This is a genomic window from Pandoraea cepalis, assembly GCF_902459665.1.
Lineage (GTDB): Bacteria > Pseudomonadota > Gammaproteobacteria > Burkholderiales > Burkholderiaceae > Pandoraea > Pandoraea cepalis.
On sequence record NZ_CABPSL010000005.1, the window covers coordinates 221,992 to 243,588 of the forward strand.

The 21,597-nt window shown below is 62.5% G+C and carries 23 protein-coding genes; 10 read left to right on the forward strand and 13 right to left on the reverse strand.

All coding sequences use genetic code 11. The features are described 5' to 3' along the window. Positions 1-592: 592 nt before the first annotated feature. Complete coding sequence (locus PCE31106_RS09520) at positions 593-1,324, forward strand: helix-turn-helix transcriptional regulator (protein ID WP_174975065.1); 732 nt, start codon at positions 593-595, stop codon at positions 1,322-1,324. Positions 1,325-1,484: 160 nt separating this feature from the next. On the opposite strand, the gene PCE31106_RS09525 is transcribed toward PCE31106_RS09520, so the two are convergent. The 6 genes from PCE31106_RS09525 to pmbA all read right to left on the reverse strand — a co-directional run bounded on the left by PCE31106_RS09525 (position 1,485) and on the right by pmbA (position 7,647). Further along, on the reverse strand, positions 1,485-2,198 hold the full coding sequence (locus PCE31106_RS09525; protein WP_017234881.1) for an ABC transporter ATP-binding protein: 714 nt from the start codon (positions 2,196-2,198) through the stop codon (positions 1,485-1,487). Continuing rightward, complete coding sequence (locus PCE31106_RS09530; RefSeq protein ID WP_017234880.1) at positions 2,195-2,998, reverse strand: ABC transporter ATP-binding protein; 804 nt, start codon at positions 2,996-2,998, stop codon at positions 2,195-2,197. The genes PCE31106_RS09525 and PCE31106_RS09530 overlap by 4 nt, the downstream gene beginning before the upstream one ends. 18 nt (positions 2,999-3,016) lie before the next feature. Beyond that, on the reverse strand, positions 3,017-3,892 hold the full coding sequence (locus PCE31106_RS09535) for a branched-chain amino acid ABC transporter permease (RefSeq protein WP_017234879.1): 876 nt from the start codon (positions 3,890-3,892) through the stop codon (positions 3,017-3,019). Between the two features lie 13 nt (positions 3,893-3,905). Continuing rightward, complete coding sequence (locus PCE31106_RS09540) at positions 3,906-4,787, reverse strand: branched-chain amino acid ABC transporter permease (protein ID WP_017234878.1); 882 nt, start codon at positions 4,785-4,787, stop codon at positions 3,906-3,908. A 131-nt stretch (positions 4,788-4,918) separates the two neighbouring features. Continuing rightward, the gene (locus PCE31106_RS09545) at positions 4,919-6,070 is read right to left on the reverse strand and encodes an ABC transporter substrate-binding protein (protein WP_017234877.1); all 1,152 of its coding nucleotides are present in this window, start codon (positions 6,068-6,070) and stop codon (positions 4,919-4,921) included. A 218-nt stretch (positions 6,071-6,288) separates the two neighbouring features. Next, on the reverse strand, positions 6,289-7,647 hold the full coding sequence (gene pmbA, locus PCE31106_RS09550; RefSeq protein ID WP_017234876.1) for a metalloprotease PmbA: 1,359 nt from the start codon (positions 7,645-7,647) through the stop codon (positions 6,289-6,291). A gap of 115 nt (positions 7,648-7,762) precedes the next feature. Here pmbA and yjgA point away from each other — a divergent pair, with 115 nt between their 5' ends. Both yjgA and mog read left to right on the forward strand, forming a co-directional pair. Beyond that, positions 7,763-8,368 carry a ribosome biogenesis factor YjgA gene (gene yjgA, locus PCE31106_RS09555; protein ID WP_150563100.1) on the forward strand — a complete coding sequence of 202 codons (606 nt, stop codon included), beginning with the start codon at positions 7,763-7,765 and terminating at the stop codon, positions 8,366-8,368. Then, complete coding sequence (gene mog / locus PCE31106_RS09560; protein ID WP_150563101.1) at positions 8,368-8,988, forward strand: molybdopterin adenylyltransferase; 621 nt, start codon at positions 8,368-8,370, stop codon at positions 8,986-8,988. Before yjgA ends, mog begins: the two co-directional genes overlap by 1 nt. Positions 8,989-9,084: 96 nt before the next feature. Here mog and orn read toward each other — a convergent pair whose 3' ends face one another. After that, a complete protein-coding gene (gene orn / locus PCE31106_RS09565) occupies positions 9,085-9,723 on the reverse strand; it encodes an oligoribonuclease (RefSeq protein WP_150563102.1) in 639 nt (212 codons plus the stop codon). Between the two features lie 103 nt (positions 9,724-9,826). Here orn and PCE31106_RS09570 point away from each other — a divergent pair, with 103 nt between their 5' ends. Both PCE31106_RS09570 and rsgA read left to right on the forward strand, forming a co-directional pair. Continuing rightward, complete coding sequence (locus PCE31106_RS09570) at positions 9,827-11,074, forward strand: M48 family metallopeptidase (RefSeq protein ID WP_130025503.1); 1,248 nt, start codon at positions 9,827-9,829, stop codon at positions 11,072-11,074. Continuing rightward, positions 11,071-12,012: a ribosome small subunit-dependent GTPase A gene (rsgA, locus tag PCE31106_RS09575; protein WP_017234871.1), complete on the forward strand. Its 942-nt coding sequence runs from the start codon at positions 11,071-11,073 to the stop codon at positions 12,010-12,012. Before PCE31106_RS09570 ends, rsgA begins: the two co-directional genes overlap by 4 nt. Before the next feature lie 88 nt (positions 12,013-12,100). On the opposite strand, the gene PCE31106_RS09580 is transcribed toward rsgA, so the two are convergent. The 6 genes from PCE31106_RS09580 to rpsP all read right to left on the reverse strand — a co-directional run bounded on the left by PCE31106_RS09580 (position 12,101) and on the right by rpsP (position 16,446). Then, on the reverse strand, positions 12,101-13,039 hold the full coding sequence (locus PCE31106_RS09580; RefSeq protein WP_026132135.1) for a CobD/CbiB family protein: 939 nt from the start codon (positions 13,037-13,039) through the stop codon (positions 12,101-12,103). Positions 13,040-13,174: 135 nt separating this feature from the next. After that, entirely contained in the window at positions 13,175-13,861 is a 687-nt protein-coding gene (locus PCE31106_RS09585; RefSeq protein ID WP_026132134.1) for a CoA pyrophosphatase, read from the reverse strand. Between the two features lie 232 nt (positions 13,862-14,093). Then, positions 14,094-14,480: a 50S ribosomal protein L19 gene (gene rplS / locus PCE31106_RS09590; RefSeq protein WP_017234868.1), complete on the reverse strand. Its 387-nt coding sequence runs from the start codon at positions 14,478-14,480 to the stop codon at positions 14,094-14,096. Positions 14,481-14,583: 103 nt separating this feature from the next. Beyond that, on the reverse strand, positions 14,584-15,354 hold the full coding sequence (gene trmD, locus PCE31106_RS09595) for a tRNA (guanosine(37)-N1)-methyltransferase TrmD (protein WP_150563103.1): 771 nt from the start codon (positions 15,352-15,354) through the stop codon (positions 14,584-14,586). A gap of 60 nt (positions 15,355-15,414) precedes the next feature. Then, positions 15,415-16,065: a ribosome maturation factor RimM gene (rimM, locus tag PCE31106_RS09600; protein ID WP_254440964.1), complete on the reverse strand. Its 651-nt coding sequence runs from the start codon at positions 16,063-16,065 to the stop codon at positions 15,415-15,417. 129 nt (positions 16,066-16,194) lie between these two features. Continuing rightward, positions 16,195-16,446 carry a 30S ribosomal protein S16 gene (gene rpsP / locus PCE31106_RS09605; protein WP_017234865.1) on the reverse strand — a complete coding sequence of 84 codons (252 nt, stop codon included), beginning with the start codon at positions 16,444-16,446 and terminating at the stop codon, positions 16,195-16,197. A gap of 328 nt (positions 16,447-16,774) precedes the next feature. Between rpsP and PCE31106_RS09610 the strand changes: the two genes are divergently transcribed. The 5 genes from PCE31106_RS09610 to PCE31106_RS09630 all read left to right on the forward strand — a co-directional run bounded on the left by PCE31106_RS09610 (position 16,775) and on the right by PCE31106_RS09630 (position 21,591). Then, complete coding sequence (locus tag PCE31106_RS09610; RefSeq protein ID WP_254440968.1) at positions 16,775-17,851, forward strand: PQQ-dependent sugar dehydrogenase; 1,077 nt, start codon at positions 16,775-16,777, stop codon at positions 17,849-17,851. A gap of 196 nt (positions 17,852-18,047) precedes the next feature. Beyond that, a complete protein-coding gene (locus tag PCE31106_RS09615) occupies positions 18,048-18,848 on the forward strand; it encodes an META and DUF4377 domain-containing protein (RefSeq protein WP_174975067.1) in 801 nt (266 codons plus the stop codon). Between the two features lie 9 nt (positions 18,849-18,857). Beyond that, complete coding sequence (locus tag PCE31106_RS09620) at positions 18,858-19,307, forward strand: TM2 domain-containing protein (protein WP_150563105.1); 450 nt, start codon at positions 18,858-18,860, stop codon at positions 19,305-19,307. Between the two features lie 9 nt (positions 19,308-19,316). Beyond that, the gene (locus PCE31106_RS09625; protein WP_150563106.1) at positions 19,317-20,249 is read left to right on the forward strand and encodes a Rossmann-like and DUF2520 domain-containing protein; all 933 of its coding nucleotides are present in this window, start codon (positions 19,317-19,319) and stop codon (positions 20,247-20,249) included. 187 nt (positions 20,250-20,436) lie between these two features. Further along, positions 20,437-21,591: a PA0069 family radical SAM protein gene (locus PCE31106_RS09630; RefSeq protein WP_150563107.1), complete on the forward strand. Its 1,155-nt coding sequence runs from the start codon at positions 20,437-20,439 to the stop codon at positions 21,589-21,591. Positions 21,592-21,597: the final 6 nt, after the last annotated feature.

Consider the following 21,597-nt stretch of genomic DNA (forward strand, 5'->3'; position numbering starts at 1 on the left):
TCAATGAGAAGCGGCCTGCCGATGAGTCGTGTGCGCGTCTCCCTCATGAAGGAAGACGCGCCCGTTGGACGGGTTACCAGGCGACCGCGCGAACGTCGTCCATCTCGCCAGCGTCCGAAAAATCAAACTCGTTCAGGATCATGTCCATGCCATTACCTCGCAATGATTGAATGAATGAGAGTTACGTGGGTATTGCCAATGCACGTTGGCGTCCTTGAAGTGTGTCGACAGAAGAGCCTTCAGTTCGAGGCATACGGCCAAAGAACGTGAGTTGATCGTCTGCTGCGTCACTTTCGGAGAACGCAGGGTCAGACTAAGCGCACGGCGGCACTTCGCAAATACGTAACAAATACGGTGACGTGGGGTCCGAGCGTCTTTCGGAAAGTGCTGACACAACCATAATTGGGAAACATCCGAATTCCTTGGCGCGTTATCTTCCGAACGCTTCGACGGCCGCGTTGAAAAGTCGAGCGGCGAAGCAGATTCGTCGATTCATCGCGATGCATGCGGCATGGGCACGCCAGCCGGTAAATCGTTCAAATGGGAGGCAAATTCACATCAACGGCCCGCGCGGCCAAGGAGAGGAGATGACATGCCAGCCGACCTACCCGCTGAACTCCAGAAATTCTTCGACGATGCTCCCGGATGTTGGGGATGCAAGGACGCGAATTCGTCGTTTCTTTATGCGAATGCCGCATACGGTAGGCTGATCGGATTGCCGTCGCATCTCGAGGTGATCGGCCGTTCCGACTTCGATATGCCTGGCAAGACAGTCGAATGCGCTGCAGAATTTCAGGCGCAAGACCGCGTAGTCATGGACAGCCGCTGCGCGCGGCGCATTTTTGACTGGCATCCCTACCGTGATGGAGAGTGGCAGGCACACATATTCAGCAAGATCCCGTTGATGAACGCGGCTGGTGAAGTGGCCGGCACGATTTTTCACGGTGAGGATCTATCGCAATTTCCCAGTTTCCATTTGCTGGGGACACTGCTATCCCGCGGGCATCATGCGGGAAGTCGTAGCGAGGCAAATGCGCAGACCAGCTATGTTGTCGACACCTGCAGCACCTTCGAGCCGGCACTCAGTCCTCGTATGCGTGAGGTGCTGTTTTTTACCCTGCGGGGATGGAGCGCCAAGATGATCGCCCGAGTCCTGGCCCTATCTCCGAGAACGATAGAGGCACACACTGACGCCCTGCGGCAGGCATTTCAGGTTCACAATCGCTCGCAACTGATTGACGCGGCCATCGTCGCTGGACACTTCACGAGAATTCCCGCATCGCTATTCAATCGGCAGTTGTCACTGATGCTGAGTTCGACATGACGCGCTGCGACAACGCTCATGCCGAACGCATAGCAACATAGAAAAAGCGGCGTCGACACGCTATCGTCAGATAACCTGTCGACGCCACCTCATCGACATCGTCCCTGCCTCTCAGGAAAGCTCGGGGCAAGCACGCACGCCCCTGCTCCACCGCCGGACCTCAACCGCCCAGATACGCTTCGAGCACACGAGGATTGCCCAGCAGATTGCGCCCCGTGTCTTCGAGCACCACCTTGCCGGTCTCGAGCACGTAGCCGTGTTGCGCAATCTTCAGCGCCTGGCGCACGTTCTGCTCGACCAGAAAGATGGTCAGCCCCTCAGCGTTGATTTCCTTGAGGGTGCTGAAGATGCCCTGCACGATGATCGGCGCGAGCCCCATCGACGGCTCATCGAGCAGCAATAGACGCGGCCGCGCCATCAACGCACGACCAATCGCCAACATCTGCTGTTCGCCCCCCGACAAGTTGCCAGCCATCTGCTCGATACGCTCGGCAAGCCGTGGGAAACGCCCCAGCACCTTGTCCAGATCCGCCTTCACGTTCTGCTTGTCGCGACGCGTGTAAGCGCCAAGCTCCAGATTCTCGCGCACGGACATCGTCGTGAGCGTGGCACGCCCCTCGGCCACCTGCACCAGCCCGCGCTGCACGATCTTGTTCGGTGCCAGACCGCCGACATCCTCGCCTTCGAAGAGAATCGTGCCCGCCTGCTTCTTGATGAGCCCCGACAAGGCGAGCAGCGTCGTGGACTTGCCCGCGCCATTGGCGCCAACGAGCGAGGTGATCTCATGCTCGCGCAACGAAAAATCGACGCCCTTCACGGCCTCGATATGCCCATAGGCCACCTTCAGGCCCTTCACTTCGAGCAGCGCGCTCATGCCTTGTCCTCCGCGCCGGCCGCGAGGGCAGCCGCATCGTCGTCATCGTCATCGCGGCCGAGATAGGCCTCGATGACCTGCGGGTTGTGCTTGATCTCGTCCGGACTGCCTTCGGCGATGATGCGTCCGAAGTTCAGCACGGCGATGCGCTCGCACAAGCCCATCACAAAACGCATGTCGTGCTCGATCATGAAGATCGTGTAACCGCGCGCCTTGATGTTCTCGATCTCGCTCATGAGATCGACCTTCTCGCCCGTGTTCATGCCGGCCACCGGCTCGTCGAGCAGCAACAGCTTGGGCTCGGTCGCCAGCGCCCGGGCCAGTTCGAGCTTGCGCTGATCGCCATAAGACAGGTTGTCGGCGATGTCATGCGCCTTGTGATCGAGCTTGACCCAAGAGAGCAACTCATGCGCGCGTTCGCGCGAGCGCTTCTCCATCTCTCGATACCCTGGCAGCGAGAACAGCAGGCCCGCCGGGCCATACGAGAGATGCCGGTGCATGCCGACCACCACGTTCTCGATCAGCGTCATCTCCTTGAAGACACGAATGTTCTGGAACGTGCGGGCAATGCCGCGCTGCGTAATCTTGTGCGGCTTCTGCCCCACCAGACTCTCGCCGTCGAACGTAATGCTGCCGCCCGTGGGCTGCAACAGCCCGGTGATCAGATTGAAGACGGTCGTCTTACCCGCCCCGTTCGGGCCGATCAGGCCGAAGATCGTGCCTTGCGGCACCTCGATGTTCACGTCCTGGAGAACGTGCAGGCCACCGAATCGTTTGGAAATATTGGAAAGCTTGAGCATGTCGTATCCCTCGTCCGCTTACGTGGAAGAGGCCGAGCGCGTCTTGCCGGCACGGAACCAACGGCGAAAACGCACCGGATCCCAAATGCCCTTGGGCAGGAACAGCACGATCAGCACCAGAATCAGGCCGTTGACCACCAGACGGAAGGCGTCGAACGCACGCAGCAATTCGGGCAGCAGCGTAAGAATCGTGCTGCCGAGCACCGGCCCCACGAGCCCGTTGATACCACCAAGAATCGCCATGGTGAGAATCTCCACGCCACGGTCGAAGCCGAATTCGTTCGGTCCGATGAAGAACGTCAGATGCGCATTGAGTGCCCCGGCCAGCCCGGCGAGCACCGCCCCCAGCACGAACGCCAGCATCTTGTAGCCCGTGACGTTGATGCCCATGAGGCCCGCCGCCGTCTCGTCTTCCTTGATGGCTTCGAAGGCACGGCCCACTTTGGAGCGGCGCAGGCGCCACAACACGGCGAGCGAGATCACCACGGCCCCCGCCACGTGCCACCACTGCGTGAGTTGAGGAATGCCGTTCAGGCCCAGCGCACCGCCGGTCAGACCCTCGGCGTTGAGCGTCAGCACACGCACAACTTCGCCGAAGCCCAGCGTCGCCATCGCGAGATACACGCCCGACAGACGCAGCGTCGGCTTGCCGATGATGAACGCGATGAGCGCCGGCGCTGCCATGCCACCGGCCAACGACACCGCAAACGGCGTGTCGTAGTTCATCGTGAGCAACGCCGCCGTGTACGCACCGATGCCCATGAACGCGGCATTGGCCATGGCCAGCATGCCGCACGAGAGCGTGAGGTAAATCGACAGGGCCAGCAGCGCATTGGTGCCGAATGTCAGCACCAGATTGCTATAAACCGCCCAGAAATTGTTAAACCAGTCCATTGCGCCCCCGTGATTACGCTTTGCGTTCGAGCACTTTGCCGAACAATCCCTGCGGACGCACCAGCAGGATCAGGAACAACAGGCCGAATGCCACGGCGTCGCGCATGTTCGAGCCGATATACGCGACCGACAACACTTCCGCGAAGCCGAGGAAGAGGCCGCCGATCATCGCGCCGCGAATGTCGCCCATGCCGCCGAGAATGATGACCGCGATCCCCTTGTGCAGCATCGGCTGCCCCATCAGTGGGAAGACGGCGTTGGAGTAAAGCCCGATCAGCACCCCCGCCATGCCGCCCAGCCCCGCCGCGGCAAACGACGTGGCCAGGAACAGGCCCTCGACGTTGATCCCGAGCAGGTAGGCTGCCTTCGGCGACTCGGCAATGGCGCGCAGCGCGCGCCCGAGTTGCGTCTTCTTGATCGTGGCAATGAGCACGGCCATGAGCGCAAACGAGATGAAGATGATCGCGAGTTCCAGTACCGTCATGTGCACGCCGGCCACCGTCAGGGTGTCCTGCGGCACGAGTTCGTACGGGAATCGCAGGTTCTCCGCGCCGAAAATACCTTGCACACCGTTGTTGAGCAGAATGCCCACGCCAATGGTGGCAATCATCGGAATCAGGTGAGGCGCACCGCGTTTGCGCAGCGGTTTGAGCACCAGCACGTCGATGAGCAGGCCGACCAGGCCAGCCACCACGACCGCCGTGACGATCGCCGCCCACAGCGGCAGATGAAGACGCACGACGGCTTGCAGCGCCGCATAGGCGCCAACCATGAAGACCGCGCCGTGCGAGAGATTGATAACGCCGAGGATGCCGAACACGAGGGTGAACCCGAGCGCGAACAAGGCGTACACGCACCCGAGGGAGAGTGCGTTGACGAGTTGCTGTTCCAGCATGGTGTCTATTCCAGCCTGAGGGACGGGGACACGCGCCGCACGGGGGGTACGGCGTGCGCCAGAAACGCCGATGGGCGTAGCGCCTTTCAGCTCTACGCCCATGCGGACTTCTTCAAGTACTGCCGGGCTGCTTACTTCTCGATGACGTACTTGGTACCCTTCGTCACGCTGACGATAGGCGCCTGTTGTGCATCGTAGCCGGCCGGCTTGCCGTTCTTGCCCATGGCCTGACGGAACGCAAACTTGCCCGTGGCGCCGTCGTGCGTGACCTTCGGCAGCGCGTCGCGCAGCGCCTTGCGGTCGGCATCCAGGTTGCCCGAGATCTTCACGCTCTTGATTGCGCCCGCCGCGATATACATCGCGTCATAGGCTTGCGCCGCGAACTGGTCCGGGGCCACGTTGTACTTCGCCTTGTAGGCGCTGATGAACTTCGTGTTGGCCGGCGTGCTGTTCTCGATCGACCACGGGCTCCCCACCCACAGGCCATCCGAGCTGCCCTTGGCCAGATCGAACACCTTGACCGAGTTCATGCCGTTGCCGCCGATGAACGGCACGTTGATGCCCAACTGACGGGCCTGCACCATGATCGGCGCGCCTTCGGCGATCAGTGCCGACAGCACGATGGCGTCCGGGTTGCTCGCCTTGATCTTCGTGAGCTGTGCCTTGAAGTCCACGTCACCCTTGGCAAACGTCTCGGTCGTCGTGACCGGGATCTTCAGATCGGCCAGCGCCTTCTTGAAGTTGTCGTAGCCGCTCTTGGTGAACACGTCGTCGTTGCCATACAGCACCGCGACTTTCTTGATGCCCGTGTGCTTGGTCGCGACCTTGATGGTCTCGGGCAGCACGTCGGCTTCCGTCACGGAGTTGCGGAAGATGTAGTCGCCGATGGACGTAATGCCGTCAGCCGTATTCGACGTGCCGAACGCCACGGTCTTGGCCGCTTGCGCGATCGGATCGGCCGCCTGCGCCGAGTTCGACAACGTCGGGCCGAAAACCATCAGCACCTTGTCCTGGAAGATCAGCTTCTTGAAGACGTTGATCGCCTCTTCTTTCTTGCCCTGCTCGTCTTCGACCTGCAGTACGAGCTTGTTGCCGTTGATGCCGCCGGCGGCGTTGATTTCGTCCGCCGCGAGCTGGAAACCGTTCTTGATGGCGGCGCCATATTGCGCCGCACCGCCCGACAGTGCCTCGGCCACGCCGATCTTCAGATCGGCTGCGTGGGCCGCAGCCACCATCCCAGTAGCGACAAGCGCGCTCAGCAACTTGGTCATGGTGCTTTTCATGAGTCTTCTTCCTCCGATTCCTGGTCTCTAGTTATGAGAAGGCGCGCCTTATGAGCGCGCCCATTACCCTAACTACCGCGTCTGTTCTTAAGCCACGGCTTAAGAAAACCCCTAAGCATAACGCAAACTACCTCTACCGGACACGGCAAATGGGGTTTTGCCCCGTTGCGGCGCACAAATGCAACGCGTTTATGGCGTCGCAACGGCGATTCGCAGCATCAATGACCGGCGATGGTCATTTGTTCAATCAGGATTGACCCGACCTCCTTGGTACCGCGCACCAGGGCATCGGCCCCAATCGCGACGATCTGGCGGAACATGTCGTTCAGGTTGCCGGCCAGCGTGATCTCCTCGACCGGATACTGAATTTCGCCGTTCTCCACCCAGAAGCCCGAGGCGCCGCGCGAATAATCGCCCGTCACATAGTTCACGCCCTGCCCCATCAGTTCGGTCACGAGCAGGCCGGTGCCGAGCTTGCGCAACATCGCTCGAAAGTCGTCCGTCGGTGCGGTGAGCTTGCTGTACATGCGCAGGTTGTGCGAGCCGCCCGCGTTGCCGGTCGTCTGCATGCCGAGCTTTCGGGCCGAATAGGTCGACAGGAAGTAGCCCTGCACCACGCCATCGCTCACCACGTCTCGGGCGCGCGTCCTCACGCCTTCTTCGTCGTACGGGGCGCTGCCCATGGCGCGCGGCACGTGCGGATCTTCGTAAATGCCGACATGATCGGCAAACACCGGCTTGCCGAGGGTGTCAACGAGGAACGTGGCCTTGCGATACAGTGCGCCACCGCTCACACCCTGCACGAACGCCCCCAGCAGACCGGCGGCGAGCGGTGCCTCGAACAGCACGGCGCACTTGCGCGTGGACAGCTTGCGCGCGTGCAGGCGGGCCAGCGCGCGCTCGGCGGCGTAGCGGCCGACCGTTTCGGGCGAGGCCAGGTCTTCGGCGGCACGCTTGGACGAATACCAATCGTCGCGCTGCATATGGCGGCCCGATCCGGCAATCGGCGAGACCGAAAGATAGTGTCGCGAATACGGATATCCCGACAGGAAGCCGCGAGTCGTCCCCAGCATGAATTGCGAGTGCTGGGCCGACACGCCCGCGCCTTCGGAATTTCGGATGAGCGGACTCACCTCGAATGCCGCCGTCTCGGCGCGACGCGCCAATTCGACCGCGTCGTCGGCCGAAATGCGCCACGGGTGAAACAACGACAGGTCCTGCGGATGCATCTCCAGCAGTTCGGACTCGGCAAGCCCGGCGCAGTCGTCTTCGGCCGTAAAGCGGGCAATGTTATAGGCCGCATCGACCGTGTCGTGCAGCGCCTTGCGCGAGAAGTCGGACGTGCTGGCATTGCCGCGGCGCTGACCGATGAATACCGTCACGCCCACCAGCTTGTCGCGATTGCGCTCAATGGTCTCGACCTTGCCGCGACGCACCGAGACCGACAAGCCGTCGCCCTCGGAGATCTCAGCCGCGGCATCGGTGGCGCCAAGCGAACGGGCGTATTGCAGTACGTCGCTGACAATTTCCTTGAGTTGATCCTGGGTATGCGTGAAATGCTGGGTCGCTTGGGACATCGGCGCGATTCGGTCAGTGGCTGAATAGGAACCGCCATCTTAGCGCGACTTCCCCGCCGCCGTGCGTCGGCACGGCAACTATTTGGACGCCGCGCGCCGCGCTACAATAGCGCTCATGACGCACACTCAACGCTTTAACCAAATCTCCCACGCCGAGCTTCCCGACGAAGGCCCGAGCAAATCCCAACGCAAGCGCGAGTCGCATGCCTTGCAGGATCTTGGCGAAGAACTGGTCAATCTGGCCAAGGACGCGCTCGCCCGCGTGCCGATGCCCGAGAACCTCGAACGCGCCGTCAAGGACTGCCGCAAGATCACCGCACACGAAGGCCGCCGCCGCCAGATGCAGTACGTGGGCAAGCAAATGCGCACGCTGCATGAGTCGGAAGTCGAAGCGATTCGCCGCGCCCTCGACGTCATCAAAGGCGTCTCGAAGGCGGAAACGGCCAAGCTGCATGCGCTCGAGCGCTGGCGCGAGCGCCTGCTGGCCAAGGACGAGGCGCTCACCGAGCTGCTCGCCCAGCACCCGCAGGCCGATGCCCAGCAGCTGCGCACACTGATTCGCAATGCCCGCCGTGAGCAGGCCGCGCAAAAGCCGCCCAAAGCCTTCCGCGAGCTGTTCCAGGCGCTCAAGGATCTGCTGGGCACCGGATCGTCCCACGCCGAAACTTCAGACGACGTCGAGAACGAACTGCCGGAATTCCCAACCCGCGAGGAAGATTGATGGTCGCCCGCGCCCATCCGGACGAACTTCGCGTAGGCCTCGTCTCGATCAGCGATCGAGCGAGTCAGGGTACCTATGACGACCAGGGCATTCCAGCGCTCCAGGCCTGGCTTGGCGCCGCGCTCCGGTCCCCCTGGGTGGCCGAAACGCGCCTGATTCCCGATGATGCCGACGGCATTACCGCCACGCTGATCGACCTGGTCGACACAATGCAGTGCGATCTGGTGCTCACCACCGGCGGCACGGGCCCTGCACGGCGCGACGTCACGCCGGAGGCGACATTGCGGGCGGGTACGAAGGAGATGCCCGGCTTCGGAGAGCAGATGCGTCAGATCAGCCTGCGCTTCGTGCCGACGGCCATCCTGTCGCGTCAGGTCGCCGTGATTCGCGAGACCCCGGCGCGTGCCGCGCTCATCATCAACCTGCCCGGGCAGCCCAAGTCGATCAAGGAAACGCTCGAAGGGTTGCGCGATATGGACGGAACGTCGATCGTGCCCGGCATTTTTGCCGCCGTGCCGTATTGCATCGACCTGATCGGCGGACCTTACATCGAGACCGACGACGCCGTCTGCAAGGCCTTCCGTCCCAAGAGCGCCATTCGCGCCCCGAAACCCGCCTGATGGACTGACGACAGGACGTTCCGGGCCATTCGGTTCGAACATCCAAAGCACAACGCCAGCGATATGGCTGGCGTTGTGAAGCGTCTGTGGGGAAGATCAGGCCGAAGTGGGCGCGGCCGCCTCGGGCGCGTCGGGTACGGTCGTCTTCAGGAAATGCTCGCGGTAGTACACCAGTTCGTCGATCGACTCGTGAATGTCGGCCATCGCCGTGTGGGCGGCGCGCTTGGTGAAGCCCTTGTAGACCGTGGGTTCCCAGCGGCGGCACAGTTCCTTGAGCGTGCTGACATCCAGGTTCCGGTAGTGAAAGAACGCCTCGAGCCTGGGCATGTAACGCGCCATGAAACGGCGATCCTGACAGATCGAATTGCCGCACATCGGCGACTTGTTGGGCGGCACGTACTGCGAGAGGAACTCGATCAGTTGCGCTTCGGCAGACGCCTCGTCGACCGCCGATGCCTTCACGCGTTCGATCAGCCCCGAGCGCCCATGTGTCGACTTGTTCCAGTCGTCCATTGCGTCGAGCACGGCGTCCGTTTGATGGATCGCGAACACCGGCCCCTCGATGCGGCGCGTCAGCGCGGAGTCCGTGACGACCACCGCCACCTCGATGATTCGGTCGCTGTCGGGCTGCAGGCCGGTCATTTCCATATCGAGCCAGACCAGATTGAACTCAGCGCGCGCAAGCGTCGTCTCGGCATCGGCAGACGTGGGATGTTGGGATGGAATGACAGACATGGTCGGAAGACTCTGGAAAACGCGTCGTTAGGCGACCGGCAAGGGCGTCCCGCCGGTCGAAAGAACTTATAATTCTCGCATACTTCGGATTCTCCTTAAGCGCATGCTCACTTACCTCTTCGTGATCTTCCTGCTGGCGATGGTCATGACCAAGCTTTGGCTGGCCGCTCGTCAGATCCGCCATGTGGTCACCCATCGGGCGGCTGTTCCCGAGCGATTTGCCAGTACGATCACACTGACCGACCATCAGCGGGCCGCCGATTACACGGTCGCCCGCACCCGTCTGGGCATGGCCGAGATCTTTGCCCAGGCGGTGCTGCTCGTCGCTTTCACGCTGCTCGGCGGGCTGAACCTGCTGCATATCGGCGTGACCGAATGGCTCGGCGAGGGCTATCTGGGTCAGATCGCATTGATCGCCGCCGTGCTGTTGATTTCCGGCCTCGTCGACCTGCCCTTTACTTACGTGCGGCAGTTCGTGATCGAACAGCGTTTCGGCTTCAACCGCATGTCGCTCGGGCTGTTCATTGCCGATATGATCAAGGCCACCGCCATCGGCGTCTTGCTCGGACTGCCGCTGCTGTTCGCCGTGCTGTGGCTCATGGAGCGCGCAGGACCGTTGTGGTGGCTGTACACGTGGGTGGTCTGGGTGGGCTTCAATCTGTTCGTGCAGTTCATCTTCCCGCACGTCATCGCGCCAATGTTCAATAAGTTCGAACCGCTCTCGGACGTGTCGCTGGCGCAGCGCATCGAGGGGCTGATGCAGCGCTGCGGCTTCGCGGCGCGCGGTTTGTTCGTGATGGATGGCTCGAAGCGGTCGGCACACGGCAATGCCTATTTCAGCGGCTTCGGCCGCACCAAGCGCATCGTGTTTTTCGATACGCTCATCGAGCGGCTCTCACCCGCCGAAATCGAAGCCGTGCTGGCCCACGAGCTGGGCCACTTCAAGCGTCGCCACATCACGAAGCGCCTGATCGTCGCCTTCGTGCTGTCGCTGGCATTCCTTGCCCTGCTTGGTTGGCTGATCGGCCGCACATGGTTCTACACCGACCTCGGCGTGATGCCGTCGCTGACCGGTAGCAACAACGCGTTGGCGCTGGTGCTGTTCTTCCTCGTGCTTCCGGTGTTCGGCTTTTTCGCCAGCCCGCTCGGCAGCCTGACATCTCGCAAGCACGAGTTCGAAGCCGACGCGTTCGCCGCCAGCCAGACGCAAGCCAGCGATCTGGTCAACGCTCTCGTCAAGCTTTACCAGGACAATGCGTCGACGCTCACGCCCGACCCCGTCTACACCGCGTTTTACTATTCGCATCCGCCCGCCTCCCAGCGCATCGACCGTTTGCTGGGGCACGCATGAAGCGCAGCCTCAAGGGAAAAGCCGCGCCGGCCGAAACAACCGCGCAGGAACGCCGTCACGGCCGAGTCACGGCGGCGCACGGCCGTCACTACGTCGTGGAAGCCGACGATGGCGAAACGGTGCTGTGCTTTCCTCGCGGCAAGAAGAGCGAAATTGCGGTCGGCGACGAAGTCGCCTGGGCGCGCACCGGCGATCAGGGCGTGATTGAAGAGATCCTGCCGCGCCGCAACCTGCTTTACCGCTCAGACCAGTTCAAGAGCAAGCTCTTCGCCGCCAACATCGACCAGTTGGTCATCATGTTGGGCACCGAGCCGTACTTCAGTGAGGATTTGCTGGGCCGAGCACTGGTCGCCTCGGAAGCCAATGCACTGAGACCGCTGATCGTGCTCAACAAGACCGATGTCGCCGAGGCCTTGCCGGCGGCGCGCGCGCGCTTGGCGCCGTATCGCGCACTGGGCTACGACGTGCTGGAACTTTCCGTGCGGGCGGATCCGGAAGGGGCGAAGGCGCTGCTGCTGCCTCGCCTGGCCCATCAAGCGTCGTTGCTGCTCGGGCAGTCGGGCATGGGCAAATCGAGCCTCGTGAACCTGCTCGTCCCCGATGCCGATGCCGCAACGCGCGAGATCTCCACGGTATTGAACTCAGGCAAGCACACGACGACCTTCACGCGAATCTTTCACCTGCCCGAAGGCGGACTGCTCATCGATTCGCCAGGCTTTCAGGAATTCGGTCTGCATCACCTCAAGGAAGGGGCACTGGAGCGCGCCTTCCCCGAGTTCCGTGCGCGGCTCACCGGCTGCCGGTTCTACAATTGCCATCACCTGAAAGAACCCGGTTGCGCTATTCTCGCGGCCGTGTCCGACGGAAGCATCTCGCAACAGCGCCATATGCTCTATGCCCAGCTCGTTCACGAGTCGGAGCAACAGATTCCCTACTGACGCATCAGTCAGCGGCGAAGCGATCCGCGCGAATCGGCCATAAAAAAACCCGCTTCCGCGGGTTTTTTTATGGGTTCTCGCTTGAACCTCAGCCCAACCACACGGCGAGGGTCAGCAGCAGCAACAGGAGCATCCAAAGCAAAACCGCGCGCCAGACCAGGCCGACGGCCGCCTGAAGCGTGCGCGGCGTGCATTCGCTGCCGACAGGCAGGACGGCGTCGTCGCCTTGATTCAGCGCATCGACGCTCGAGACTTCCGCCAGCGGGCCGGTCAATCGTGCGCCGAGGGCGCCGCTACCCGCGGCCAGCAGAATGCCTTCGTTCTCGTTCGGCCACTGCTTCGCATAGTGGCGCCACGCGTAAATGGCGTCTTCAAAGTTGCCGACAATGGCGAAACCGATGGCCGTCAAACGAGCCGGCACCCAATCGATGACATAGAAAACCTTGCGCGCGAAGGCCCCGAACGCCGGGCTGCGATCGGGCGCGGGCTCCGTCCAGCGACGCGACAGATATTCGGCGAGACGGTACAACACCGCCCCCGCCGGACCGACCGGCATCAGGAACCAGAAAAACACGCCAAAAACGTGGCGATGCGAGGCAATGACCGCGTGCAACAGTGTGTGGCGCACGATCTCGTCCACCGGCATGTCGACCGTGTCGATGCCGATCCACTGATGCAGGATTTCTCGCGCCTCGTTCACGTTATCGTTGTTCAGCGCAACGTGAATGTCCGTGAAGTAGTGACTGAACTGCCGGAATCCCATCGTCAGGTAGACGATGAGCACGTTCCATGCGAAGCCCAGGAAAATGTTGACCCGCATGAGCAGGTAGTAGATGACACCGACCGCCAGCACAAACGGCAGCACCACGACCAGCCACGCAAGCACGCCATGACGGGGTAGCCCGGCATCGAACGATTGCGACGTATGGGTCGCGTGGGAGCGAATCAGGTTGTAGATCGGGTTTTGCGTGGAGAGGGCACGCATCTGCTCGAGGATCAGCGCGAGGAGTACCGAAAAGAATGTCATGCGTGCGTTCAGATCACCAGACGGAATGGTGTAACGATAGCACAGCTTCTCGCAAATGCCCGCCCCAGGCGCCTGCACGACGCACTCACTTCACACTATAGGCAGACAACTCGCGAAAACGATCGGTCTCTCGCGTCAGGCCCGCAGGAGTTGATAGAAATTACGTAGCATGCCGGCCGTTGCGCCCCAAATGAAGTATTCACCTCCCGCGGGCTTCGGATAGGGCATCGCGTAAAACCGGCGTTCGCCCACCTGATAGTGGAAGACGCGGATCTGATGATGTGCAGGGTCCATCAGGAAATCCAGCGGCACCTCGAAAATCTCGTCGACTTCACCGGCATCGGCGATGAGATCGAACGGCGGCTTGACCAGGCCCACGACCGGTGCAACACGAAAGCCGGTTCCGGTGACGTAGTCGGGCAAGCGTCCGATCACTTCCACCGCCCCCGAATCGAGACCTATTTCTTCACGCGACTCACGCAAGGCTGTGGCGATCGGCGACAGATCGTCGGGCTCGCGGCTACCGCCAGGAAAACTCACTTGCCCGGCGTGCGTGCTCAGATGTTGGGTTCGCTGCGTCAGCAGCACAGTCGTGCCATGCGCGCGCATCACCAACGGCACGAGCACGGCCGCCGCACGCGGCGTAAATTGTGCCGGCGGCGCGAGTTCGATCGCACCCGCCTCCGGTGTCCAGATCGGCGGACTCGCGAGCCGGTCACGCAACGCGGCGGGCGTTAGCCGCTCCGCCGGCACCGCAGGCTCCCCCTCGCCCGTCGAGACGATGGGTAACGCTTCAGGATGCAGGATCAGAGGTGGCGCCACGTAGACCTTTGCTGGGTGGAGAACTTCGCTATTTTAGCGAGGAAGCCCTAAACACGTACACGCAAACAAAATGCCAATGGCACGGCAATTCGTGGCGTTCGATGACGAAGACACGCCGCAACATCGGCGTCGATGAAAGACAGCACAACGAAAAAAGCACCCCGAAGGGTGCTTTTCCATACGGCTTTGGCTGCGCCCGGCCACGAGGTCGCCAGGCGTAGCGGCGTCCGACTTACTGGGCGGCAGCGGGCTTGCTCTTGAACGAGAGCTTTTCCTTGATACGTGCCGACTTGCCCGAACGCTCACGCAGGTAGTACAGCTTGGCGCGACGAACGTCACCACGACGCTTGACTTCGATGCTGGCGATCAGCGGCGAGTACGTCTGGAACGTACGCTCAACGCCTTCACCCGACGAAATCTTGCGGACGATGAATGCCGAATTCAGGCCACGGTTACGCTTGGCGATGACGACGCCTTCGTATGCCTGAACGCGCTTGCGCGTACCTTCGACCACGTTCACGTTGACGATCACGGTGTCGCCCGGGGCGAATTCGGGAATCGTCTTGTTCGCGGTCAAACGCGCGATTTCTTCCTGCTCGATCTTGGCGATCAGATTCATTTACCACTCCTTGTGCCATCGTATCGGCGTTATATACCGGCATGCCGGCCCCGACAGAGGATGGGTGCAAACCGAATGCCGTCCCCATGACGACACCCGCTACCTACTTGGCCGACGTATCGACCCGCAGGCTTGCCAGCCATGCCTCATCGGCACGACTGAGCAATCCGTTGGCGCGTGCGCTCTCGATCAGATCGGGGCGTTTGCGCCAGGTATTGGTCAACGCCTCGCGGCGTCGCCATTTTTCAATCTCTGCATGATGCCCGCCCAACAGCACGTCGGGCACGCGCACCCCTTCGTACTCTTCGGGTCGCGTGTAATGCGGACAATCGAGCAGGCCATTGACGAAACTGTCCTGCTCGGCCGACTGCTCGTCGTTCAGTGCCCCCGGCAGCAGCCGGATCAGCGAGTCCATCAGTGCCATGGCGGGCAACTCTCCGCCCGACAGCACGAAATCGCCAACACTGACCTCTTCGTCCACGACGCGATCGATCAAACGCTGATCGATGGCTTCGTAGCGCCCACAGAGCAGAATCAATCCCTGCTCCTGTTCGCGCAGTTCCACGACACGACGATGCGTCAGTGGCTTGCCTTGCGGCGACATCAGCAACACCCGGCCGCGCGGTACGCCGGCTTGCGCCTGCGCAGCCTTTGCGGCCTCGATGGCGTCGTCGAGCGGCTTGGCGAGCATCACCATGCCCGGGCCGCCGCCGTACGGTCGATCATCGATCGTCCTGTAGCTGTTATGCGTGAAATCGCGAGGATTCCAAAACCGCAGACCATAGCGCGACTGCTTGAGCGCCCGGCTGGTGACGCCCCAGTCGGTCAGTGCCCGAAACATCTCGGGAAAGAGCGTGACGACGTCAAACTGCATCAAACCGGTTCCGTCCAGAGGTGCCCGGACACCACAGCGGCCGGGCGATCAATCGGTATCTCAGTAGTCAAGACCCCAGTCGACCACAATGCGCCCCGCCTCGATATCGACGGATTGCACATATTTGGCGACGAACGGGATCAGACGCTCAGCGGTCTTCGCCGACTTGTCGTCGACGGCAGGCGCCTCGTAAGCGACACGCAGCACAGTGTGCACGCCGTTGTCGAGCAACCCGACGACCTTGCCCAGCGATTCGTCCTGCAGATTCGTTACCTGGGCGCCAATGAGGTCCACCCAGTAAAACTCGTCTTCACCGGCGGTCGGAAACGCACTGCGCGGCACCCAGACCTGAAGGCCCTTGAGCGCCTCGGCGGCCGACCGGTTTTCGCTGCCGCGTAATTGCGCGACCACGGTACCGGAATGCCCTCGACTGTGCAGTACATTGGCCTTGGTGTAGGCCGACTCACCGGGACGACGAAAATACCAACAATCGGCGGACAAGAGCCCTTCGCCCTCGCCCGTATGCGGCTGCACCTTGATCCAGCCACGAATTCCGTAGGCGTCGCCAATGTAACCCAGCTCGACGAGATCGTCGGGCACTTCGGTCACCGGGGCGAGCACCTGCTCGGCACGCATGCCGGCGGCGCGGCGCGCCTTAGCACCGATTTTCAGCGGTACCCGCTCACGTGCGGGTCGAGCGGAACGAACCATGCCAATCCAACGTTGTGACGAACACACGGCGATGACCGCTCCAGATCGCTCGGGAGCAGGCACCGCCGTTCAATTCTCATGCCATCGGCAAACCGACGGCAATGCTGATAGCTTGACTAGCCGAAGCGCTTAGGCAGCGGCCTTGGCGCCTTGCTTGATCAGACGAGCCACGGTCGGCGACAGTTGTGCGCCAACGCCTTGCCAGTACGTCAGACGGTCTTGAGCGATACGCAGACCTTCCGTGCCTTCGGCAGCGACCGGGTTGTAGAAGCCAATACGCTCGATGAAGCGACCATCGCGACGGTTACGCGAGTCGGTTGCAACGATGTTGTAAAACGGGCGCTTCTTCGCGCCGCCGCGAGCCAGGCGGATAACGACCATAATAAATCCTTGTGAATCCAGAAGTGTTCGGACAGAAAACGCGACATTATAGCGCAAAACCCTCGTCAAAACAAACACTTCCCCGGACACCGGCGGCGCCCCGCCAAGCCGCCCCTGGATTGGGGGACAAGACCGCCGCGTTGGCTCCGGGAGGCACTGGTCTACAATGCACGCATTCTGTGCGTGAAGCGAGTCCAGCATGCAACGATTGACCGGTGGATGGCAGCGCCCCGCTCGGCCGCAATGGCCAGTGCGGGTCGCCGTGCGAGTCATCCATCTTGTGAAGCATGTGCGTCGGGTCGGTTTGTTTTTCGGCGCCGCGCTGGCGATGGCCCCATGCCTCGCCACGGCGCGCGACGCCCTTCCCATCGAACGTCTCGTCCTGCCGCCCGGCTTTCACGTCGAAGTCCTCTCCGACCGGGTGCCCGGCGCCCGCGGCATGACGCTTGGCCCGAAAGGCACTTTGTTCGTCGGCAGCCGCGCACAAGGCGTTGTCTATGCCATCACACTCGATCCGTCGCGCGCCTATGCGGCCAGGGTCCAGACCATCGCCTCCGGGCTGAACATGCCCGTCGGCGTGGCATTGCGCAACGGCGCACTCTATATCTCGGCCGTCTCGCGCATCGTCAAGCTCGACAATATCGAAAGCCGGCTCGACAATCCCGGCAAACCGATCGTCGTCTACGACAAGCTTCCTGGCGAAAGTCACCACGGCTGGCGGTACATCGCATTTGGCCCCGATCAGCGCCTGTATGTCGGCGTGGGCGCACCCTGCAATGTCTGCAAGCGCGACGGCGACCGTTTCGCGATGATCGGCAGCATGAAGCCGGACGGCACCGACTGGCAGGTCGTCGCCCGTGGCGTGCGCAACACCGTGGGCTTCGACTGGCAACCCAGGACACGCACGCTCTGGTTCACCGATAACGGTCGCGATCAACTCGGCGACGACGTGCCGGACGACGAGCTGAACCGCCTCACACGCATCGGCGAACACTTCGGATTCCCTTACTGCCATGCCGGCGACATCGCGGATCCCGAATACGGGCGAGAGAAACGCTGTGCGGACTTCACGCCCCCCGTGGCAAAGCTTGGCGCCCATGTGGCCGCGCTCGGCGTGCGCTTTTACACCGGCAAACAGTTCCCCAAGGACTATCGCGGCAGTCTGTTCATCGCAGAGCACGGCTCCTGGAACCGGAGCCGCAAGGTCGGCTACCGGGTCGTACGCGTCGTGCTCGACGCCAAGGGCAACGTCGCCAGGCAGGAAATCTTCGCGCAAGGCTGGCTTGGCGACGACGAGTCGGTCTGGGGCCGCCCTGTCGACCTCCTTACGTTACCAGACGGCTCACTGTTGATCAGTGACGATGAGGCCGGCGCGATCTACCGCATTACTTATCGGAAACCGTGACGCGGCCGCACGACGACGACCGACATCGACTCGGGAATCTCACCGCAATGACGATGCAAGGAACTGCACTGACCGGCATTCGGTCAACCTTTCATGGACTCAGGGCTGCGCACGGCGTCCGCCGCCTCCGTGTGCCGCGACACTTTCGCTGATCGTGCCCTCCCGGCACGCTCGGCAACTCCACCAAGACATGATCATGACCCAACGCCGACTCTCTTTCCTGCCCGCCTCGTTCGCCACCTATATGGCAACGCTCCTCGTGCCGGCGGCCATGTTGGCCGGCTGCGCCGCCCCGTCGGGCGGCGCCGGTCCATCGCAGGCGTCGCCCGGCGCGCCAGCCGCCGCCACCGCCCCCGCCGACATCCTCGGCACCTGGCAACTGATGCGGTGGGAAGGTGTCGACGATTTGCCAAGTCTGCCGGAAAGCCGCGCCATCAACCTGACCTTTAACGACAAAGGAGCGTTCTCTGGCTCCGGCGGATGTAACCGGATCTTCGGCCAGTACTCGGTGGGGCCGGCCAAGGGCCAGGTCAGCCTTCAGGCGCCGGCCGCCACACGCATGGCTTGCCCGGACTCGATGGCCTTCGAAGCCCGCTACCTGACGACGCTTCCCCGCGTCACCCGTTTCGAACGCCGCGACACACAGTTGATTTTGCGCACCCCGAATGGCGAGACGCTGACCTACGCCTCGCAGACGTTGCTGGATCGTCCGGTCGCCAGCGCCACCAAGACGGAAGACCGTATTGTCGACGTCGATTCGCAAATGGCGGATTGCGTGGGCGTCGCGCCACGGAAGTGCCTGCGCGTGCGCAACGCCGACGATTCCGGGAAAGCGCCGTGGGAACTCTGGTACGCCCACATCGATGGCTTCTCGTGGAAGCCCGGCGTAGAATACCGCGTGAAAATCCACGGCGAACCCGTCGTCAATCCGCCCGCCGATGCGTCGAGCATGCGCTGGACGCTGGTCGAAGTCATTCGCGAAACGCCAGCCCGATAACCCATCCCAATGAATGCAGTCGCCTATAAATCCAAGACCCTGACCGCGGGCCTGGCAATGCTGTTCGGCACGCTGGGCCTGCATCGTTTCTATCTGTATGGTCTGCGCGACCGCTTCGGGTGGGCCCATGTCGTGGGATCGGCCTGCGGTGTAGCGGGTTGGGGGCTGCTGGTCACGAGTGAGCTGCAGTCTCCCGCCGGATGGGGCCTGACGATTCTCGGCGCCATCTCGCTGTTTTCCGCATTCCTGACGGCGATTGTTTACGGACTTCGGCCCGACGAGCGCTGGGATGCCCAGTTCAACGCCAGCGCCCAGCGCAAATCGCGCTCGGGATGGATCGCCGTCATCATCGTGAGCGTGTCGCTGTTCGTGGGTGCGATGTTGATGATGGTCGGTCTCGCCGTGGCGTTCCAGACCTATTTCGAAACGCACGACACGCCGAACCGCCTGTCGCAGTAACGCGTGAGTATGACCACACCCGTCGCCGCCCCCTCCCGACCGACGCTGGGCTTCATCGGCGCCGGTCGCGTTGCATGCGCCCTCGCGCTCGCGGCGGCACGTGCGGGGTATGAGGTGACGGCGATCGCAAGCCGACGCCTCGATGCGGCGCAACGCGTCGCGGTCGCCTTGCCGGCGTGTAAGGCCTTGCCAATCCACCGGCCGAACGACATGAATGCGGTCTTCGCCCACGCGGACCTTGTCTTCCTGAGCGTTCCCGACGACGCCATCGCCACGTGCGCCGCGCATCTGTCGCCGCGCGCCGGGCAGGCACTGGTGCATTGCAGCGGCGCCTCGGAGGTCGGTCTGCTCGCGACCGCCACCCGACACGGTGCACAAATTGGCGGCTTCCACCCGCTGTTTCTTTTTGCCGGTCTCGATGACGACGCGATACGCCTGTCGGGCAGCGCCATCACCATCGAAGCCGACGCACCGCTGAACGCTACGCTCCACGCTCTTGCCCGCGCGATGGGGTGCCGCGCCCTGTCGATCCCGGCGGGCGAACGGATGCGATATCACGCCGGCGCCAATTACGCCGCCAGTTTTCTGCTGTGCCTGCTCGATGAAGCTACCCAGCTCTGGCAAGCGATCGGCATGCCGGAAGCCGACGCCCAAGACGCCATGTGGCCGCTGGTCATGGGGACCCTCACCGCCGCCCGCGAGCGCGGACTCGCCGGCGCGCTCTCCGGCCCCGTGTCGCGGGGCGACGCAGGCATCGTCACCCGCCACACCGAAGCGCTTGCCTCGCTGGGCGGCAACCACGCGACGTTGTATTCGCTGCTGACGCTCCGGGCGATTCACCTCGCCCGTCAACGCCCGAACGCTGACGGCGCCGCACTCGACGCCATCGCACGCGCCATCGCGCCATATTTGCCGCCGTCCGCCCCAGAAAGCGACGCATAAGCACATCCAGCGTCCCCAGCCCATCCAGTCGCTCGACCCCATCCACCCGCGCCACCCCGCCTCGCCCGCCAGTCCGTTTTGCGTCATGTCCGCCCCTCGAATACTGTACAAAAACACAGTATAATGACAAGCATTCCTCGCGAACGACCTGCCTTCGCGCCCCGGACTGCCATCAAGGAGACAAGTCATGGCTTCCTCATTCGCGCCGCCCCCGTCGCGTAAGGGCCGAGGCGCTACCGCCAATCTCGAATCGCGCTTCTCCGAATTCCGGCGCGAAAGCGATGAGACCCGACTTGAATCGGATGCAGCCCAAGAATGCGAGGTCAAGTTCGTCACGCAAGTCGCGCTGGAAAACGCGCGAACGATCATCTCGCGCAATCAATCGACGGACATTCCCTTCGACCGTTCGATCAACCCATATCGGGGATGCGAGCATGGCTGCGCGTATTGTTTTGCGCGTCCCACGCACGCCTATCTCGGCCTGTCGCCGGGGCTCGACTTCGAAACCCGCCTTTACGCGAAACACAACGCCGCCGAGCGCCTCGACGCCGAGTTGCGCAAGCGCGGCTATCAGCCCGCCCTGCTCGCACTCGGCGCAAACACCGACCCGTACCAGCCCATCGAACGTGAATACGGCATCACCCGAAGCGTGCTGGAAGTCCTCGAGCGTTTCGGCCATCCCGTCGGCATCACCACGAAATCCGCGCTGGTCACGCGCGACATCGACATCCTGTCGCGAATGGCACAGCGTGGTCTGGCCCGCGTATTCATCTCAGTGGGAACGCTCGATGCGGAAATCGCACGCAAGATGGAGCCGCGCGCCAATACCCCGGCACGTCGCATCGAGGCCATCCGAAAGCTGACGGACGCGGGTATTCCCACCGGGGTGATCGTGGCGCCCATCGTGCCGGCGCTCACCGATTTCGACATCGAACGCGTACTGACGACGGCGGCGCAAGCCGGCGCAACGTACGCGGGCTATGTGATGCTGCGACTGCCGCGCGAAGTTCACGATGTTTTCGTGACGTGGCTCGAAGCACATTACCCGCTGCGGGCACGCCACGTCATGAGCCTGATCGAGCAGGTGCGCGACGGCAAGCACAACAGTTCCGAATTCGGCACGCGCATGCGCGGCACCGGTTTGCATGCGGAGTTGATCCGTCAGCGCTTTCATCTGGCCGCCCGCAAGTTGGGTCTCAATCAGGCGCGACCACCGCTGCGTAACGATCAGTTCAAGGTCCCCGCACCGGCAACTTCGGCCGTCGCCAACGGACGGCAAACCGCCGCGCAAGCCCCTGAGGCCGGGACCGACAAGGCCGACCCGCAAATGCCGCTCTTCTAGGAAGCG

Bases quoted from the DNA above. Each gene is read 5' to 3' on its own strand.
- orn (WP_150563102.1), bottom strand. From the start codon at position 9,723: ATGTCTGTCATTCCATCCCAACATCCCACGTCTGCCGATGCCGAGACG.
- rimM (WP_254440964.1), bottom strand. From the start codon at position 16,065: ATGGTTCGTTCCGCTCGACCCGCACGTGAGCGGGTACCGCTGAAAATC.
- pmbA (WP_017234876.1), bottom strand. From the start codon at position 7,647: ATGTCCCAAGCGACCCAGCATTTCACGCATACCCAGGATCAACTCAAG.
- yjgA (WP_150563100.1), top strand. From the start codon at position 7,763: ATGACGCACACTCAACGCTTTAACCAAATCTCCCACGCCGAGCTTCCC.
- PCE31106_RS09615 (WP_174975067.1), top strand. From the start codon at position 18,048: ATGACCCAACGCCGACTCTCTTTCCTGCCCGCCTCGTTCGCCACCTAT.
- PCE31106_RS09545 (WP_017234877.1), bottom strand. From the start codon at position 6,070: ATGAAAAGCACCATGACCAAGTTGCTGAGCGCGCTTGTCGCTACTGGG.
- mog (WP_150563101.1), top strand. From the start codon at position 8,368: ATGGTCGCCCGCGCCCATCCGGACGAACTTCGCGTAGGCCTCGTCTCG.
- PCE31106_RS09620 (WP_150563105.1), top strand. From the start codon at position 18,858: ATGAATGCAGTCGCCTATAAATCCAAGACCCTGACCGCGGGCCTGGCA.
- trmD (WP_150563103.1), bottom strand. From the start codon at position 15,354: ATGCAGTTTGACGTCGTCACGCTCTTTCCCGAGATGTTTCGGGCACTG.
- PCE31106_RS09535 (WP_017234879.1), bottom strand. From the start codon at position 3,892: ATGGACTGGTTTAACAATTTCTGGGCGGTTTATAGCAATCTGGTGCTG.
- PCE31106_RS09540 (WP_017234878.1), bottom strand. From the start codon at position 4,787: ATGCTGGAACAGCAACTCGTCAACGCACTCTCCCTCGGGTGCGTGTAC.
- PCE31106_RS09630 (WP_150563107.1), top strand. From the start codon at position 20,437: ATGGCTTCCTCATTCGCGCCGCCCCCGTCGCGTAAGGGCCGAGGCGCT.
- PCE31106_RS09525 (WP_017234881.1), bottom strand. From the start codon at position 2,198: ATGAGCGCGCTGCTCGAAGTGAAGGGCCTGAAGGTGGCCTATGGGCAT.
- rsgA (WP_017234871.1), top strand. From the start codon at position 11,071: ATGAAGCGCAGCCTCAAGGGAAAAGCCGCGCCGGCCGAAACAACCGCG.
- PCE31106_RS09610 (WP_254440968.1), top strand. From the start codon at position 16,775: ATGGCCCCATGCCTCGCCACGGCGCGCGACGCCCTTCCCATCGAACGT.
- PCE31106_RS09625 (WP_150563106.1), top strand. From the start codon at position 19,317: ATGACCACACCCGTCGCCGCCCCCTCCCGACCGACGCTGGGCTTCATC.
- rpsP (WP_017234865.1), bottom strand. From the start codon at position 16,446: ATGGTCGTTATCCGCCTGGCTCGCGGCGGCGCGAAGAAGCGCCCGTTT.
- PCE31106_RS09530 (WP_017234880.1), bottom strand. From the start codon at position 2,998: ATGCTCAAGCTTTCCAATATTTCCAAACGATTCGGTGGCCTGCACGTT.
- PCE31106_RS09580 (WP_026132135.1), bottom strand. From the start codon at position 13,039: ATGACATTCTTTTCGGTACTCCTCGCGCTGATCCTCGAGCAGATGCGT.
- rplS (WP_017234868.1), bottom strand. From the start codon at position 14,480: ATGAATCTGATCGCCAAGATCGAGCAGGAAGAAATCGCGCGTTTGACC.
- PCE31106_RS09520 (WP_174975065.1), top strand. From the start codon at position 593: ATGCCAGCCGACCTACCCGCTGAACTCCAGAAATTCTTCGACGATGCT.
- PCE31106_RS09570 (WP_130025503.1), top strand. From the start codon at position 9,827: ATGCTCACTTACCTCTTCGTGATCTTCCTGCTGGCGATGGTCATGACC.